Origin of the sequence: Thalassolituus pacificus, assembly GCF_025318105.1 — a bacterium.
GTDB classification, from domain to species: domain Bacteria; phylum Pseudomonadota; class Gammaproteobacteria; order Pseudomonadales; family Oceanobacteraceae; genus Venatoribacter; species Venatoribacter pacificus.
In genome coordinates, this window is the sequence record NZ_JAOANI010000012.1 from 277,899 (window position 1) to 294,797 (window position 16,899).

The window sequence follows — 16,899 nt, forward strand, 5'->3', positions numbered from 1 at the left end:
ATGACAAGACACAACTCCAAAGCTCAGGGTCATGCCCACAAGGCTCAGGGGCATACCCCGAAAGCCCAGGGGCATAAAGCCCGCAAACGCTTTGGCCAGAACTTTCTGCACGATAACCATGTTATCGACAAGATTGTGCGCGCAATTCATCCGCAGCATTCCGACTGCCTGGTCGAAATCGGCCCTGGTATGGGCGCCCTGACCGAACCACTGTTAGACGCCTGCGGTAAGCTCGATGTGGTTGAACTCGACCGCGATCTGATCCCGATTCTGCGTACCAAGTTTTTTAACTTTCCGGAATTCCGTATCCACGAAGGCGATGCGCTGAAGTTCGATTTCCGCCAGCTGCTGCAGCCGGGCCAGCAACTGCGGATTGTCGGTAACCTGCCGTACAACATTTCCACACCGCTGATTTTTCACTTTCTGGCGCATCACACCATCGTGCATGACATGCACTTTATGTTGCAGAAAGAAGTGGTTGATCGCCTGGCGTCCGGCCCCGGTACTTCCGACTATGGCCGCCTGGGCATCATGGCGCAGTACTACTGCAAGGTGGAGCCGCTGTTTATCGTTGGCCCGGGCTCGTTTAATCCGCCACCCAAGGTCGATTCCGCCATCGTGCGTATGAGCCCCTACGATGTACTGCCTTTCCCGGCAAAAGACACCAAAACACTGGAACGCGTGGTGCGCGAAGCCTTCAGCATGCGCCGCAAAACCCTGCGCAATACCCTGAAAAACCTGATCAGCGCCGAACAGCTGGAAGCCATTGGTATTGATACCACGCTGCGCCCGGAGCGTCTGACGCTGGAAGAATACGTGCGCATCGCCGATGCCGTTTACGAACTGCAGCAGGCTGCGCCTGATGCAAACGCTGACGACAGCGGAGAACAGGCATGAGCCTCGACGACAGCATTGTGGTCAGCGTGCAGTGCGAATATCTCGACCAGCAATCCGTGCCGGACGAGAAGCGCTTTGTCTTCGCCTACCATATCGATATTCATAACCGTGGCGAGCAGGCGGCGACGCTGCGCTCGCGCCACTGGTTTATTGCCGATGGCAACAACGATGTGCAGGAAGTCAAAGGCGAAGGTGTGGTCGGCGAACAACCGACCATCGAGCCACTGGAAAGCTACCGCTATTCTTCCGGTGCAGTGCTCGCTACCCGGGTTGGCAGCATGCGCGGTTACTATGTGATGGAAGCGAATGACGGCACTCTGTTTCATGCCACCATTCCGGTGTTTACCCTGGCGACGCCCAACGCTCTGAACTGACATTTGCCCACAACGCCTCGACGAGAAGATTGCTAGATGTCAATATACGCAATTGGTGATATTCAAGGTTGTTACGAACCTCTGCAGCGCTTGCTGGCACTGGTGCAGTTTGATCCACAACAAGATCAACTGTGGCTGGCTGGCGACCTGGTTAACCGCGGGCCGCAATCACTGGAAGTCCTGCGCTTTGCCAAAAGCCTCGGCCACCGCGCGCGCTGCGTACTGGGTAATCATGATCTGCACCTTCTGGCCATGCACTACGGTGGCCAGAGCAGTCGCAACAACGACACGCTGACACCGGTGCTCAATGCGCCTGACCGCGACGAGCTGCTCGACTGGCTGCGTTTCCAGCCTCTGGTCGTGTTGGATGAAGCGCGCAACTGGTGCATGAGCCACGCCGGGATTCCGCCCGCCTGGAGTGCACGCAAGGCACGCAAACGGGCACAGGAAGTCGAAGCGGTGCTGCAGAGTAATGACTGCAGCGCATTCTTCAGCCAGATGTATGGCAACCTGCCCGACCAGTGGCAGAAAGGACTGCAAGGGATGGAGCGTCTGCGCCTGATCGTCAATTATCTGACCCGCATGCGCTTTATCAGCCCTGAAGGGCAGCTGGATTTACTCAGCAAAGAAGGACTTGACCAGGCACCGCCGGGTTACCAGCCCTGGTTTGAAGCGGAAAACCGCGCCGCAGCAACCACCCGCCTGCTGTTTGGCCATTGGGCCGCACTGGAAGGCAAAGCGAATGGCACCAATGTTTATGCTCTGGATACCGGTTGTGTCTGGGGCGGTGAATTATCTGCCCTGCGCCTCGACGACCAGCAATGGTTCCGGGTGCCGGCACAGCCCGTATAACCACTCCCGCTGCCGGGGGCCAACTGAGGTAATACTATGAGTGCGTTTAAACACATCAACGCAGGCGACGCCAAAGCCCTGTTTGAACAAGGCAATGTCGCCATTGCCGATATCCGTGATGCGATGAGCTTCGATGCTGGCCACATCCGGGCGGCAACCCGTGTAGACAACCAAAGCCTGACACAATTTATCGCTGCCACCGACAAAGACCAGCCATTGGTCGTGTGCTGCTACCATGGCAACTCCAGCCAGGGCGCTGCACAGTTCTTCGGCGAGCAGGGCTACACCAATGTCTACAGCCTGGATGGCGGTTACGAAATGTGGAAGCTGGCATTCCCTGAATGGTGCGAACACAACGGATGACAACGGGCCACAGCACAGCTGTGGCTTCGCTCTGCACCTCCTTCTGTGTCAGCTCCGGTGCCGGTTCACTATCAACATCCTCTCGCTACAACTCCCTGCGTTTATACCCTTCCTGCAACGACAATCTCCTGTTAACTGAATTACCAATAATTTCATTTTTATTACCTTCTGCGATAAGCGGCACGCTCAATGCATAATTAAATACAGACAGATTAAGGCGTCGAAAAACAGTCACACCTTAATTCTGAACACCAGACAAAAACCTTGGCCAAAAAAATTATTTACTGGCACGGGTCAACCAAACTGAACCATACTGGTCTGAGAGAAACAGGCATTAATCAACGGAATTTTATGTAACCGAAAAATATTACAAGACTGCACAATAGCTACCGGAGAGGTGAACTATGAGCGTATTCAGCCGATACAAAGACAGGTACTCCGCCACGCAGGAAGAAGTTATGAGCCTGCAGGAGTACCTTGAATTGTGCAAACAGGACAAAAGTGTCTACGCCACCGCCGCCGAGCGAATGCTGATGGCTATCGGCGAGCCGGAATTAATCGACACAGCCAAAGACCAGCGCTTAAGCCGCATATTTTCCAACAAAGTTCTCAAACGCTACCCCGCCTTCTCTGAGTTTTATGGCATGGAGGAAGCCGTTGAAAATATTGTTTCATACTTCCGTCATGCTGCTCAGGGGCTGGAAGAACGCAAACAAATCCTCTATTTATTAGGCCCTGTTGGTGGTGGTAAATCGTCACTGGCTGAACGTCTTAAACACCTGATTGAACACATTCCGTTTTATGCCATTAAAGGCTCTCCGGTGTTTGAATCGCCTCTGGGATTATTTGACCCGGAAGAAGACGCGCAGATTCTGCAGGAAGATTACGGAATTCCCCGTCATTATCTTGGCCATGTAATGTCTCCCTGGGCTGTTAAACGCCTGCATGAGATGGGCGGAGATATCAGTAAATTCGAAGTGGTTAAACTCTACCCGTCAATCCTCGACCAGATTGGTGTTGCCAAAACGGAACCTGGCGATGAGAACAATCAGGATATTTCTGCATTGGTGGGTAAAGTGGATATCCGCAAACTGGAAGACTATTCACAGGATGACCCGGATGCTTACGCCTACTCAGGTGCACTGAACCGTGCTAACCAGGGTCTGATGGAATTTGTGGAAATGTTCAAAGCACCGATTAAAGTGCTGCATCCACTGCTGACCGCCACTCAGGAAGGTAACTACAACGGCACCGAAGGCATGGGCGCCATTCCTTACCAGGGCGTTATTCTGGCTCACTCCAATGAATCGGAGTGGCAGACCTTTAAAAACAATAAAAACAATGAGGCGTTTCTTGACCGCGTTTATATCGTCAAGGTTCCTTATTGTTTGCGCGTCAATGAAGAAGTTAAAATTTACGAAAAATTGCTATCAGGAAGCTCATTATCCAGCGCACATTGCGCACCCGATACATTAAAAATGCTTGCGCAATTTACAGTTCTTTCACGCCTTAAAGTGCCGGAGAACTCCAGCATTTATTCAAAAATGCGGATTTATAACGGCGAAAACCTGAAAGATACCGACCCAAAAGCAAAATCGCTGCAGGAATACCGCGATTCAGCCGGGGTTGATGAAGGCATGAATGGCATCTCGACGCGCTTTGCTTTCAAGATTCTGTCCAAGGTATTTAACTTTGATTCAACCGAAGTGGCCGCCAACCCGGTTCATTTACTGTATGTCATCGAACAAGCTATTGAACAGGAGCAGTTCCCGGAAGAAACCCACAACCGCTACCTGAATTTTATTAAAGAATATCTGGCGACCGAATACGTTGGTTTTATCGGCAAAGAGATTCAGACCGCTTACCTCGAATCTTATGCAGAGTACGGCCAGAATATTTTTGATCGCTACGTGACTTACGCTGACTTCTGGATACAGGATCAGGAGTACCGTGATCCGGAAACCGGCGAAATGCTTGATCGGGTTTCTATTAATGAAGAACTCGAAAAAATAGAGAAAGCAGCGGGCATCAGCAATCCGAAAGACTTCCGCAACGAGATCGTTAATTTTGTATTACGCGCACGCGCCAACAACAATGGCAACAACCCGTCCTGGCAGTCTTACGAGAAAATGCGCGCCGTGATCGAGAAAAAAATGTTCTCCAACACCGAAGATCTGTTGCCGGTTATTTCATTCTCTGCCAAATCGTCTTCTGACGATCAGAAAAAACACGATGACTTTGTTGCCCGAATGACCGAGAGAGGGTACACCGAGAAACAAGTGAGGCTGTTGTCTGAATGGTACCTGCGTGTGCGTAAGTCGCAGTAACGACCGCAACAGAAATCCTGTCGGCAGATAAGGAGTAAACCATGTCTTACATTATTGACCGTCGCCTGAACGGTAAAAACAAAAGCATGGTCAACCGGGAGCGGTTTTTACGCCGCTACCGGCAACATATCAAAGAGGCGGTATCAGAATCGATCAACCGCCGCTCCATTACCGATATGGAGCGCGGTGAACAGATCAGTATTCCGACCCGTAATACCCATGAACCCAGCATCAGTCATGGTCCCGGTGGAAAACAACATCGGGTATTCCCTGGTAATAAAGAGTTCCATACCGGCGATCAACTGGACAAACCGCAGCAAGGTGGCGGAGGCAGCGGTTCAGGGCAAGCCAGTAATCAGGGCGAAGGGGAAGACGAGTTCTCTTTTTACATTACCCGCGATGAGTTTCTGAATTATCTGTTTGATGATCTGGCACTGCCAAACATGATCAAAAAAACACTGAGCCAGTCAAAGGAATTTAAAACCCGTCGCGCCGGGTTTGTCTCAGAAGGCACGCCCAACAACCTGTCGGTTGTCCGCTCGCTGCGCAATGCTCATGCGCGCCGCATCGGCATGAGTGTAGGAAAACGTAAAAAACTGAAGGAATTACAGGCCGCATTAACCGGGCTATCGGCGAGCGGACTGGATGACAGCAGCGAAGCCTTGGCGCTTAAAGAACAGATTGCCGACCTTGAGCGCCGACTGAAAACCATTCCCTTCCTCGATGATCTGGATTTACGTTACCGCAGTCAGGTTAAAGTCCCGACACCCAGCAGTAAGGCGGTTATGTTCTGCATCATGGACGTTTCAGGCTCGATGACACAGGATATTAAAGACATCGCCAAACGGTTTTATATTCTGTTGTATTTATTTCTGCAGAAGAACTATGAGCATATTGAACTGGTATTTATCCGTCACCACACCAGCGCCCGCGAGGTCAGCGAGGAGGACTTCTTCTACTCCCGTGAAACCGGCGGAACCATTGTTTCCAGTGCATTAAAGCTGATGCAACAAATTGTTGAGGAACGTTACCAGAACAGCGACTGGAATATTTATGCAGCCCAGGCTTCAGATGGTGATAACTGGGATGATGACTCACCACTGTGCGCAAAAATTCTGGGGGATTCGCTGTTATCCATGGTGCAGTACTTTGCCTATATTGAAATCACTCCCAACCAGCATCAGGCTCTGTGGGAAGCATACACCGGCCTCAGCCGACAATTTTCCTCACGCTTTGCGATGGCCCAGATCCGTAATCCCGGCGATCTGTATCCGGTATTCCGCGAACTGTTTGCCAAGGATCGTTATCAGGAGGCTGTATGAGCGAAAAAGTCAGAGAATATCTGTCTACCGACTCCGACTGGACCTTCGAGCTGCTTGAAGTTTATGACCGTGAGATTGGTCGCATTGCCAAGCTGTATAAGCTGGATACCTATCCGAATCAGATAGAAATCATCAGTGCTGAGCAAATGATGGATGCTTATTCATCGGTGGGTATGCCCATCGGCTATAACCACTGGTCTTATGGCAAACAGTTTCTTGCCACGCAAAAAGGCTATAAGCGTGGGCAAATGGGCCTGGCTTACGAGATCGTTATCAACTCCGATCCTTGTATTGCCTATCTGATGGAAGAAAACACCATGCCGATGCAGGCTTTGGTCATTGCTCATGCCTGCTACGGCCATAACTCCTTTTTTAAAGGCAATTATTTATTCCGCACCTGGACGGATGCCAGCTCCATTATTGACTACCTGTTGTTTGCCAAAAATTATGTGCGCCATTGTGAAGAGCGTTATGGTCAGGAAGAAGTGGAACAGGTTCTGGATGCGTGCCATGCCTTACAAAACTATGGCGTCGATCGTTATCGCAGGCCCAAGCCCATTTCAGCAGCAGAAGAAAAAACGCGGCAGAAAGAACGGGAGAACATTCTGCAGCAGCAGGTTAATGATTTGTGGCGCACTCTACCCACATCGTTAAAGGCCGAAAAGAACAACCAGAAACGTCAATTCCCCAGCGAACCACAGGAGAACATTCTGTATTTTCTGGAAAAGAATGCTCCTTTACTGGCCCCCTGGCAGCGCGAGCTGATTCGTATAGTACGCAAGATATCCCAGTACTTTTATCCGCAGCGCCAGACTCAGGTCATGAATGAGGGTTGGGCAACTTTCTGGCACTACACCCTGCTCAATCATCTTTACGATGAGGGCAAAGTCACCGATGGTTTTATGATGGAGTTTCTGACATCACACACCAACGTAGTTATGCAGCCCGGTTTTGATTCACCTTACTTCAGCGGTATTAATCCCTACGCATTGGGATTCAATATGTTTCAGGATATTAAACGTATCTGTGAGAACCCAAAAGCTGAAGACCGTGAATGGTTTCCGGATATTGCCGGTTCCGATTGGCTGGAAACACTGCACTTTGCCATGAACAACTTTAAAGACGAGAGTTTTATTCAGCAGTTTCTGTCACCCAGAATGATGCGCGAATTTCATCTGTTCAGCATTTACGACGACGATGAAAAAAACAAATACCTGATCGACGCCATTCATGATGAACGCGGCTATCGGAAACTGCGGGAAATGCTGGCGCGTCAGTATGATCTTTCAGTGCGCGAACCGAATATTCAGATCTGGTCGGTTGATCTTGAAGGTGATCGCTCACTGACTCTGCGTCACACCATGCAAAACGGCACACCGCTTTCAAACGATACCCATGAAGTACTTAAACACCTGCATTTTCTTTGGGGATTTGATATTCATCTGGAAACGTATAAAGAAGAACGCATGATCAAACGCCAAAGCTGCCCCTCTACATTCATTGAGGAGTAAAAGTCCCAGTCAACCCGGCGTAAATGAGTAAGAATTCAGTTGCGCCGGTATTCCGCCCGCAGGTTCAGAAGATTACCGCTGAACATCAACACGGCACCGGCCAGCACAAACAGATCAATACTTTCCTGATAAAACAAGTAGCCCACCAGCGCAATCAGCGGTAAACGCAGAAAATCCATTGGCACCACCACGGTTGCATCCGCCAAACGAAACGCATGCGCCATGCAGAAATGCGCACTCATCGCAGTAATACCCACCAGTAAAATCCAGGGCAGAGTCTCAGGCGCAGGCGTTGTCCAGTTAAGCAGTGACGGCACCAAACCAAAGGGGAGCTGCATAAGCGTCATATAAAACAGAATGCACAGAGGTGTATCGGTTCGGGTCAGCGATTTGGTTTGGATATAAGAAAAGGCATAGCCAAGAGCACCGCCCAACACCGCAAACGCTGCGGGCTGAAGCACGCCCGCACCGGGGCGCAAAATCAGCAAAAGCCCGGCAATACCCAATACCAAAGCCTGCAAACGTGGTCCGGTCAGGCGCTCTTTTAACAGAAAAAATGCCAGCAACGCTGTCCATACCGGCGTCGTGAATTCAATCGCAATCACTTCTGCTAAGGGGATAAAAGCCAGACCATAAAACCAGCCATATTGCCCTGCGTAATGAGCAATATTCCGTAACCAGTGGGTTTTAAGCCGTTGCGTCTTTATTTGTCCCCAGCCACTGCGGCTGAGCAGAGCAGCGATCACCACAACACCGATCACGCTGCGGAAAAACAGAATCTGATAGGTAGTGAGCGAATGTGACAATTCCCGTCCGGAAATCGCCATCAACATAAATGACAGCAGCGCCCCTGACATCCACAGTGCCGCGACGAAAGCAGGATGACGATTTTGCAGCATGGATACGATCCACAGAGAACAAGGGCAGGCAGGGTAGCACGACTGACAGAAATATAAATAAGCGCAAAGGCGAAGGCTATTCGCCTTGCGCCATTAAAGCATTACCAGGCAATCACCATATCGTCGCGCTGAATCGCCAGATGCTCGGCGGTCAGTTTCATTTCTGCAACAACAAACTGCGGCTGTACCTGCTTAATGACAATCTCGGTCGCCATATCACTGAGTTCGGTACGAGGCTCAAGGTCGAGGTTATAAAAAGTACCGGTACGGTAAACCTGAAATTTATCCCCCGGGCGAATACCAGCTCCGGCGCTGGCTTCAATGTGCAGGCGGTTGCCTTTGGCTTTTACGATGCGCGCCATAAACGGCTGACAACGTAACACCTCATCGACATCATCCACCACGCCACTGAGTAATTCACGCACCTCGGCCCCATAAGGTGTTTGCCAGAAATGAGGAGAAGCAAAGGGCACCCGTTCGCGCGCCGGACGATCCCAGGCACCATGAGCCGAATAGCTGCGCTGAAACAACATGGCGCCACTGAGGCCATCATGAACAAAAACATCCATCACGAACTGGCGGTCGCGGTTGTTGCTTTCAAGACCCAATAAATCCAGCCAGCTGTCGGAGCCACGGTTGCGGCCGGAATCATTACCCGCCTCCCCCATCATCGCCAGGTCCCGCACAACGCCCGACACCACATACTGCGCCCCCAACTGGGTCGCCAGTGCGACCGATGTGGTTAAGCGCTGCTGCGCTGTTTCCATCGATGGAGCGCGCCTTGGGTCCTGATAAAGACTGGTACGGGTGGCATCCAACGCATGGATTGCACCGCGATTGTTAAGGGTATTAACCAACACTCGGGGTAAGTCCTGCTCAATGTTCTGCAGCTGTCCGAGTGTGGCCTGCTGCGGACGCGCCAGTCCGAATCCGGCCACGGCCACCGCTTTTCGGTAACGCTGGGTACTGGCCGGGCACATCGCCTGCGGGCTGACATCGGCACGGATAGCTACCTGATATAAACCGCCGGACTGATCCTCCCACAGCACTTCGATATTTTTCAGCTGCGCATGCGAACGCACCTGTACATCATCCTGTTTGACCACCCCATCGCTCATCAGCTGCGTACTGCTGACCTGAGCACCGGCGCGCAGACTGGCCTGACGCATGGCATCCTGCAATGCCTGCTCACGGGCATAAGAAACAGCACCGGTCAGCGGTGCCTCACCGGTAACTTCGACCGTCAGAGCGGCAACAGGCAGTGAACATAAAGCAATGAACATCACGCTCAGGATACGCATAAAGCCTCCTCGCCAGATTGGCTATCACTCAATAAAGTAAAAGCCGGTTTCCGGTACGCTGGCTTCACCCTGAACACGCTGACGCTGGCTGGAAGCAAAGTTACTGCTGCCGGACGGACTGCCTAATGATGCACGGCAATCAACATTGAAACGCTGGCTGTCTGACGTCTGTAAACAATTGCGGAATCCCTGGTCAATCACCATTTCCAGCAGCGTTTCAACACTGCCATCCGGCATCACATCCGACGATACAACCCGCGCACCATGCATATAGGTTTCCACATAGCTGCGGAAGCGGTCATTCTGCACAACCATATCGCGTACCGTGGTGCTGCCCTGAATAGACGTGCCATACACCCGCTCAGCCATTGAGCGGTAGGCATCCATTTTGGATGCGCGAATGGCCATCAGGCGTCGCTGGACTTCACTTTTTTTCTTGTCCGTATCCATTGCGCCATAACCGACAACCCGTAACACCATCGGCGCAATCGGGTCTATTTCCTGTTCCACCGGCTGAAAATACGCCTCAGGGTCTTCACTAAGATTACTGTCTTCAATCAGAGCGCTTGAGCACCCCTGCAACATCATGGATGCGATGGCACTGCCTGCCAGCATGAAAGGCCACTTCATAACAATCTCCCGAACAACTGAGGCGCAGGAATCTGTCCTTATTCATCGCCATAACAGCCGTCATGGTTTGCGGACAGAGATTCCCCTGTTAGGTCATCTATCGGCCGCGACGGCAAAAATTTAAACTTTTTTTATTCTGCGCGAGAAAAACCACAGGTCACGCAACTTGCGATCCGGCCAGGCATGCCACTGATACAGCGCCAAACCGGCCAGCAGCAATGCGGCACCCAATACCGAACTGGCGGCCAGGCGCTCGTCTTTCAGCCAGAAGCCCCAGAAAACGGCCAGCACCGGCGCAATCAGAGTAATCAGGGTCACGCGGGATGCAGGCAGATGCTGCAGCACCAGGTAATACAACATAAACCCCAGCAGAGAACCGAACACCACCAGATAGCCAAGCCCCAGCTGACTGGCCAAAGGCCACTCATCCGGCAGATGCAGTCCAAATAATGGCAGTGTCAGCAGGTAGACAAATGATGACAACCACAACGTACCACTGGTCTGCACCATCGGATGCAGACCCGCATTGACCTGCTTTACCCATACCGCGCTGGCGGCAAAACAAAAAACAGACATCAGCGTGCCCAAAATGCCACGCCAGGCACCGTCATCCAGTGCCAGTCGCCCGGCAACCACAAACGTCAGTCCTAACAGCGCCAGCAACAACGCCAACACCCGAACGGGCGTCAGTTCGCGTTCATTCAGCCAGAACCAGGCAAGCGCACCGGACAACATAGGGCTGAGACCATAGAGCACCGAAATCAAACCCGATGGAATATAAAGAGAGCCCCAGTAGACTGACATCATTGCACCATAGACGCCCAGACTACCGGCCAGATAACTCATTAATGCAGCACGATTCAGACGCAAAGGCTGACGCAGCAGCAAAAGAATGGGCAAAGATAACAGAGCGCTGAGCCACATTCTCAGCGTCAGAGCGGTAAAAAAATCCAATCCGTCCTGACTGAACTGGATAGCAATGGGCGTGGTGGACCAGATAAAAACCACCAGCAGATAAGCAACAACAACAGGCATAACACAGACCCCGGAGAAACCAGAACACCACCTGCAGCCCACAAAAAAGGCCGCGAAAGCGGCCTTTTAAACAGAACAGAGCGAACTGACTAAAACGACCGCCGGAAACGGGCATGCACAACCATGGCGCGGCGAATTCGCAGCGGCGCAGCCATAGTGGCAAAAGCTTGTTTCGGACAGATGACGTTTAACATTCAGATCTACTTATTCTGTTAACGAATTAACACAGATTCGGCAGGATAGACTTGCCATATTCGTTATGCAAGGGTGGCGAATACTGACTACTATAGTTGTACGATTGACGGCATTATGTGCAAAACGGACTAAGACAATAACTGACTGGGAATAATTCCCGGAAGATCGTTTTTTTTCGCACATAGCCAACCAGCATCATTCGTTTAACGATAAACAAGGAACTCGGATCATGATCAAACGTTCACTATTGGCAGTCGCCATCGCAACACTCAGCATTCAATCTGTCCAGGCTGCACCTTTCCTGCCAATGGATGCCCGTGGTCTGGCTATGGGAAGCACCGGTGTTGCCAGCGCCCAACGCGCCCACGCCCCGGCTTATAACCCTTCGCTGCTGTCACAAGCATCCGAAGACGATGATTTCGCTCTGCTGTTTCCTCAAATAGGCGTCAACCTGGCGGATGAAGGGGAACTGATCGATGAAGCAGAATTAATTTCTGACGAAATTTTCCCTGCTTTTGAAAATGCCATTGAAGGCAGCGGCTTATCCAGTGGCCTTGATGCCAACCTTGATACCCTGACGACCCGGATCTCTCAACTGGAAACCGCCATTGGAACCGGTGATGCAGCCCAGATCGCTACCGCCAACACCAACCTTAAATCCGCACTTGGTGACGTCGATGATGACCTTGTAGTCACTCAGTCATCGATTTCTGATCTGACAAAATCCCTGGACAATATCTCTGGCAGCCCACTCAGTGCGCGCCTTGGCGTAGGTGGTGCGCTGGCCATTCCAAGCAAAAAATTTGCCGCAGCCATCAGTTTTTCCGGAACAGCAAACGTATCTGCCCGGGTCAACTTTACCGACAGTGATCTGGGTTTACTGAACAGTTACGTTCCGGCGGCACAAGGCTATATTGATGCAGCCGATGATGTCTCTACAGGAATTGACGACGCCACTGCTGATAATACAATCACCCCGACAGAAGCACTGAATCTGCAAAGTGCCGTTGATAACCTGCAAACCTATGAATACACCAGCCCGAATGGCACGAGTATATTCAGCAATGGTGCACTGACCGACGACGCCAGTGATGCCAACCTGACATCAACCGCCGAAGTTGTTGCGGTCGCCATTGTCGACCTGGGCGTATCACTCTCCCGCGAATTTGATTTCTCCGGTGAAAAAGTAGCCATTGGCCTGACGCCAAAACTGCAGAAAATCACGACCTATCACTATGCCGATGAGGTGGATGGTTTTGATGAAGTCGACGAAGATGATCTGGAAGACTCCAAAGAAGACTACAGCAAAGTAAACCTGGATATCGGCGCGTCATACCGCTTCGGCTCTGAGGGCAATTGGGTAGCTGGCCTGGTAGGTAAAAACTTACTGGGTGGCGAGTTCGACTACGCCGATGTACTGGTTACACCAAAAGACTCCAATGGCAATCCGGATCCGTTGCAGCCGGCTTATACCATTGATGGAGGCTCGGTAAAACTGAACCCTCAGTTCCGCGCCGGCCTCTCCTACCAGAGCAGCTGGGTTAATGTCGCGGTGGATTTAGACCTGACCGAGAACGATCCGATTGCCTTCGAAAATCCAACCCAATACGCCGCAATCGGTGCCGAGTTTGATCTGTTCAGTACTCTGCAACTGCGTGCCGGTTATCGTACCAATATGAGCGCAAGCAATTCCGACATGGTGTCCGTTGGTTTTGGTCTGTCGCCGTTTGGCGTACACCTGGATATCGCCGCGATGGCAAACCCGAGCGATCCTGAAAAAGAAGCCGGTGTTGCGCTGGAAACCGGTTTCTATTTCTGATTCCGGCCAGACAGAACCGGCAAAGGTTCTGCTCTGATGCCTGAAAGGCTAAACTTAAAAGCCGTCACAATATTGTGGCGGCTTTTTTATTGACGGAATTTTAGTTATGCAGATTTACCTTGTCGGCGGCGCGGTACGCGACCAGCTACTGAATATTCCCTTAAAAGACCGTGATTGGGTGATGGTAGGCAGCACACCGGACGAGTTGCTGGCTCAGGGATTTCAGCAGGTCGGCGCCGACTTTCCGGTTTTTCTGCATCCGCAAAGCCACGAAGAATACGCTTTGGCCCGCACCGAGCGGAAAAGCGGCCAGGGTTATCAGGGGTTTGATTGTCGCTTCAGTCCTGACATTACCCTGGAAGAAGATTTATTACGCCGCGACCTGACCATTAATGCCATGGCACAGGATGATCAGGGCAATATTATTGACCCCTACAATGGCAAAGCCGATCTTGACCGACGTTTACTGCGCCATGTATCGCCCGCCTTTGCCGAAGATCCATTACGGGTTCTGCGCGTTGCACGCTTTGCTGCACGCTTTGCACCCTTAGGTTTCCACGTTGCCGACGAAACCATGACACTGATGCGCAATATGGTTAATGCCGGAGAACTGGATCACCTGGTTGCCGAACGGGTGTGGAATGAAACCCAGCGCGCACTGGGCGAGCAACAACCCAGCGTTTACTTCCAGGTACTGCGTGATTGCGGCGCGTTGAAAGTCTGGTTCGGTGAAATTGATGCCCTGTTTGGCATTCCACAACCGGAACAACATCACCCGGAAATTGATTGCGGTATTCACGCATTATTATCACTGATGGCTGCCGGAAAGCTCAGCCAGAGCATTGCTGTCCGCTGGGCCGCACTCACGCATGACCTGGGCAAAGCATTAACGCCACAAACCGAATGGCCACGCCATATTGCGCACGAAGCCCGTGGCAAAAAACCCTTAAAAGCGTTACATCAACGTCTGAAGGCTCCGCGCGATGCCGCCGACCTGGCGCTGCTGAGCAGCGAATTTCATACCCATATTCATCGCGCCTTCGAATTAAAAGGCAGCACGCTTAACAAGGTATTTAACCAACTCGATGCCTGGCGTAAACCTGAACGTTTTGAACAATTTTTATGGGTGTGTGAAGCCGATGCCAAAGGCCGTACCGGACTGGAAAACACACCATATCCGCAAGCCAACTATGTGCGCGCCGCATTAAAAGAAGCATTAACAATCCGAGTGCAAGACATCATAGCGCAGGGACACCAGGGTGCCGCCATAAGAGCCGCATTGGACGAAGCGCGCGACCATCATTTACAACATTGGAAAGAAACTGAAGGCCCTAAATTCCAGGCGATAACCGGAAAGAACAGTAATAGCCCGGATTAACCGCGGGCAATCGAATGCTGGCTGGCGCGTACCGGATACAACGGTTGATCGGCCAGCGCTGGCCAGTAATGCGCCAGTGGTGTGCCATCAGCTGGATCAACACCGTCGGGGAAAATATCCAGCAACGGCCGCAATACAAAAGCGAACTGCTGAATATCGGTACGCGGTAATTGCAATCCGGAAAAATCACCAGCCAGATCATCAAATAATAAGATGTCGATATCCAGTGCGCGGGATGAATATTTCACCGCATCCGGCGTGCGGCCAAAATCAAATTCCAGCTGTTTTAATGTACCAGCCAGCTCGGTCAGAGAGCAGTTGCTGTCAATTTCGACCACCAGATTAATAAAATCCGGACCATCAAAACCCAGTGCGGGTGAACGATACCAGGGCGATACGCGCAACAAAGAATAGTGTTCACTCAGGCGGGCGATTCCAGCCGCCAGATTCTGCTCGGCATTAATATTGGAACCTAAGCCAAGAAAAATCCGCGACATCAGCGATTATCTCCCGCCAGCTCATCACCGCGTTCAATATACAAACCAACCGCACGCGCCTGTGGCACCACCGCCGGTTTTTCCACCTGAATACCCAGCCAGGGCATGCCAAATTCTTTGCGCAATGCTTCAGCCAGGCGCTCCAGCAAGGACTCCAACAACTGAAAATGCTGCTCACGAACAAAGCGCTCAATAAACTCGGTAACCGCCTGATAATTTAATGCATGCATCAGATCATCGGTGGCAGCCGCCAGGCGAATATCCCAGGCCATTTCCAGATCAAAAACCAAAGGCTGACGCACTTGCTTTTCCCAGTCATAAACACCGATAACAGCATCGACTTTCAGGCCGCGAATAAAAACTCTATCCATGCTCTGCACCACGCTCTGCATTCACGTTAACAGCAACACAATCAACCGGCGTCAGACTGGTCATCGGCCAGCGTGGCACAACCGAGACCGCCAGATCAGAATGCTCTCCGGCCAGTAAGCGCTGGGTACCGGCATAAGCGATCATCGCGCCGTTATCAGTGCACAACTCCGGACGTGGATAAAAGACGGCACCACCCAAGGCCTCGGCAGTAGTACGCAATTTTTCGCGCAGGCGCTTATTAGCCCCCACACCACCGGCGATAATCAGCCGGTTAATACCCGTTTGCTGCATCGCCCGTTTGCATTTAATCGCCAGCGTATCGACCACGGCCGCTTGAAAACAGGCAGAGATATCGGCTTTATCCTGCTCCGCCAACACACCATCCACCGCACATTCAAGAATCGTCGTGCGCACGCGGGTTTTTAAACCACTGAAGCTGAAATCCAGACCAGGACGGTCGGTCATCGGACGCGGAAATTTAAAGCGTTTTTCATCACCCAGGGTCGCCAGCGCGCTGAGAGCAGGGCCACCGGGATACGGCAATCCCATCATTTTTGCGGCTTTATCGAAGGCTTCACCGGCGGCATCGTCGAGAGACTCGCCTAATAATGTGTAACGACCGATGCCATCAACCTGAACCAGCTGGGTATGACCACCGGAAACCAATAAGGCAATAAAAGGGAAAGCAGGCGGATTATCTTCCAGCATCGGCGCCAGCAGGTGGCCTTCCATGTGGTGAACACCAATGGCTGGCAGATCAAGCGCCCAGGCCAGGCTGCGGCCTAAACAAGCCCCCACCAATAAAGCACCGACCAATCCCGGCCCTGAGGTGTAAGCCACACCATCCAGTTCAGCCAGCGTCAGGCCCGCTTCGTGCAACACTTCGCGAATCAGTGGCAGCGCTTTGCGCACATGATCACGGGAAGCGAGTTCCGGCACGACACCGCCGTATTCTGCATGCAGTGCAATCTGCGAGTAAACCCGGTGTGCCAGCAAACCCTGCTTACTGTCATACAGGGCGATGCCGGTCTCATCGCAGGATGTTTCCAGACCTAAAACCCGCATAAATAATCTCTTCTCACACGATCTAACGAAGGGGCGCATGATACTGCCGCACCAGAGCTGGC

At 51.8% G+C, this 16,899-nt stretch carries 16 protein-coding genes; 9 read left to right on the forward strand and 7 right to left on the reverse strand.

From position 1 onward, the window contains the following. The 7 genes from rsmA to NYR02_RS04280 all read left to right on the forward strand — a co-directional run bounded on the left by rsmA (position 1) and on the right by NYR02_RS04280 (position 7,646). Positions 1 to 897 (forward strand): 16S rRNA (adenine(1518)-N(6)/adenine(1519)-N(6))-dimethyltransferase RsmA, encoded by an 897-nt coding sequence (gene rsmA, locus NYR02_RS04250; RefSeq protein WP_260975153.1) that lies wholly within the window; start codon positions 1 to 3, stop codon positions 895 to 897. Beyond that, complete coding sequence (gene apaG, locus NYR02_RS04255) at positions 894 to 1,271, forward strand: Co2+/Mg2+ efflux protein ApaG (protein ID WP_260975154.1); 378 nt, start codon at positions 894 to 896, stop codon at positions 1,269 to 1,271. Before rsmA ends, apaG begins: the two co-directional genes overlap by 4 nt. Before the next feature lie 36 nt (positions 1,272 to 1,307). Continuing rightward, positions 1,308 to 2,123 carry a symmetrical bis(5'-nucleosyl)-tetraphosphatase gene (locus NYR02_RS04260; protein ID WP_260975155.1) on the forward strand — a complete coding sequence of 272 codons (816 nt, stop codon included), beginning with the start codon at positions 1,308 to 1,310 and terminating at the stop codon, positions 2,121 to 2,123. Positions 2,124 to 2,159: 36 nt separating this feature from the next. Then, positions 2,160 to 2,486 carry a thiosulfate sulfurtransferase GlpE gene (gene glpE, locus NYR02_RS04265; RefSeq protein ID WP_260975156.1) on the forward strand — a complete coding sequence of 109 codons (327 nt, stop codon included), beginning with the start codon at positions 2,160 to 2,162 and terminating at the stop codon, positions 2,484 to 2,486. Positions 2,487 to 2,890: 404 nt separating this feature from the next. Continuing rightward, entirely contained in the window at positions 2,891 to 4,813 is a 1,923-nt protein-coding gene (locus tag NYR02_RS04270; protein WP_260975157.1) for a PrkA family serine protein kinase, read from the forward strand. A 41-nt stretch (positions 4,814 to 4,854) separates the two neighbouring features. Continuing rightward, on the forward strand, positions 4,855 to 6,135 hold the full coding sequence (locus tag NYR02_RS04275; protein WP_260975158.1) for a YeaH/YhbH family protein: 1,281 nt from the start codon (positions 4,855 to 4,857) through the stop codon (positions 6,133 to 6,135). After that, positions 6,132 to 7,646 carry a SpoVR family protein gene (locus NYR02_RS04280; RefSeq protein ID WP_260975159.1) on the forward strand — a complete coding sequence of 505 codons (1,515 nt, stop codon included), beginning with the start codon at positions 6,132 to 6,134 and terminating at the stop codon, positions 7,644 to 7,646. The genes NYR02_RS04275 and NYR02_RS04280 overlap by 4 nt, the downstream gene beginning before the upstream one ends. A gap of 35 nt (positions 7,647 to 7,681) precedes the next feature. Here the strand turns inward: NYR02_RS04280 and NYR02_RS04285 are convergent, their stop codons facing one another. The 4 genes from NYR02_RS04285 to NYR02_RS04300 all read right to left on the reverse strand — a co-directional run bounded on the left by NYR02_RS04285 (position 7,682) and on the right by NYR02_RS04300 (position 11,511). Beyond that, on the reverse strand, positions 7,682 to 8,545 hold the full coding sequence (locus NYR02_RS04285; protein ID WP_260975160.1) for a DMT family transporter: 864 nt from the start codon (positions 8,543 to 8,545) through the stop codon (positions 7,682 to 7,684). Positions 8,546 to 8,646: 101 nt separating this feature from the next. Next, positions 8,647 to 9,846: a flagellar assembly protein FlgT gene (locus NYR02_RS04290; protein ID WP_260975161.1), complete on the reverse strand. Its 1,200-nt coding sequence runs from the start codon at positions 9,844 to 9,846 to the stop codon at positions 8,647 to 8,649. A gap of 24 nt (positions 9,847 to 9,870) precedes the next feature. Next, complete coding sequence (locus NYR02_RS04295; protein ID WP_260975162.1) at positions 9,871 to 10,476, reverse strand: LPP20 family lipoprotein; 606 nt, start codon at positions 10,474 to 10,476, stop codon at positions 9,871 to 9,873. A gap of 120 nt (positions 10,477 to 10,596) precedes the next feature. After that, on the reverse strand, positions 10,597 to 11,511 hold the full coding sequence (locus tag NYR02_RS04300; RefSeq protein ID WP_260975163.1) for a DMT family transporter: 915 nt from the start codon (positions 11,509 to 11,511) through the stop codon (positions 10,597 to 10,599). Between the two features lie 424 nt (positions 11,512 to 11,935). Between NYR02_RS04300 and traF the strand changes: the two genes are divergently transcribed. Continuing rightward, complete coding sequence (gene traF, locus NYR02_RS04305) at positions 11,936 to 13,525, forward strand: conjugal transfer protein TraF (RefSeq protein ID WP_260975164.1); 1,590 nt, start codon at positions 11,936 to 11,938, stop codon at positions 13,523 to 13,525. Between the two features lie 106 nt (positions 13,526 to 13,631). Continuing rightward, complete coding sequence (locus NYR02_RS04310; RefSeq protein ID WP_260975165.1) at positions 13,632 to 14,903, forward strand: multifunctional CCA addition/repair protein; 1,272 nt, start codon at positions 13,632 to 13,634, stop codon at positions 14,901 to 14,903. On the opposite strand, the gene folK is transcribed toward NYR02_RS04310, so the two are convergent. Genes folK through tsaD form a run of 3 tightly spaced genes read right to left on the reverse strand, consistent with a single transcriptional unit; the run spans position 14,900 to position 16,837 of the window. Continuing rightward, positions 14,900 to 15,400 (reverse strand): 2-amino-4-hydroxy-6-hydroxymethyldihydropteridine diphosphokinase, encoded by a 501-nt coding sequence (gene folK, locus NYR02_RS04315; RefSeq protein ID WP_260975166.1) that lies wholly within the window; start codon positions 15,398 to 15,400, stop codon positions 14,900 to 14,902. The genes NYR02_RS04310 and folK overlap by 4 nt on opposite strands. Beyond that, positions 15,400 to 15,771, reverse strand: coding sequence for a dihydroneopterin aldolase (gene folB / locus NYR02_RS04320; protein ID WP_260975167.1), 372 nt, complete (start codon positions 15,769 to 15,771; stop codon positions 15,400 to 15,402). Before folB ends, folK begins: the two co-directional genes overlap by 1 nt. Next, positions 15,764 to 16,837, reverse strand: a complete 1,074-nt coding sequence (tsaD, locus tag NYR02_RS04325; RefSeq protein ID WP_260975168.1) for a tRNA (adenosine(37)-N6)-threonylcarbamoyltransferase complex transferase subunit TsaD — start codon at positions 16,835 to 16,837, stop codon at positions 15,764 to 15,766. The genes folB and tsaD overlap by 8 nt, the downstream gene beginning before the upstream one ends. Positions 16,838 to 16,899: the final 62 nt, after the last annotated feature.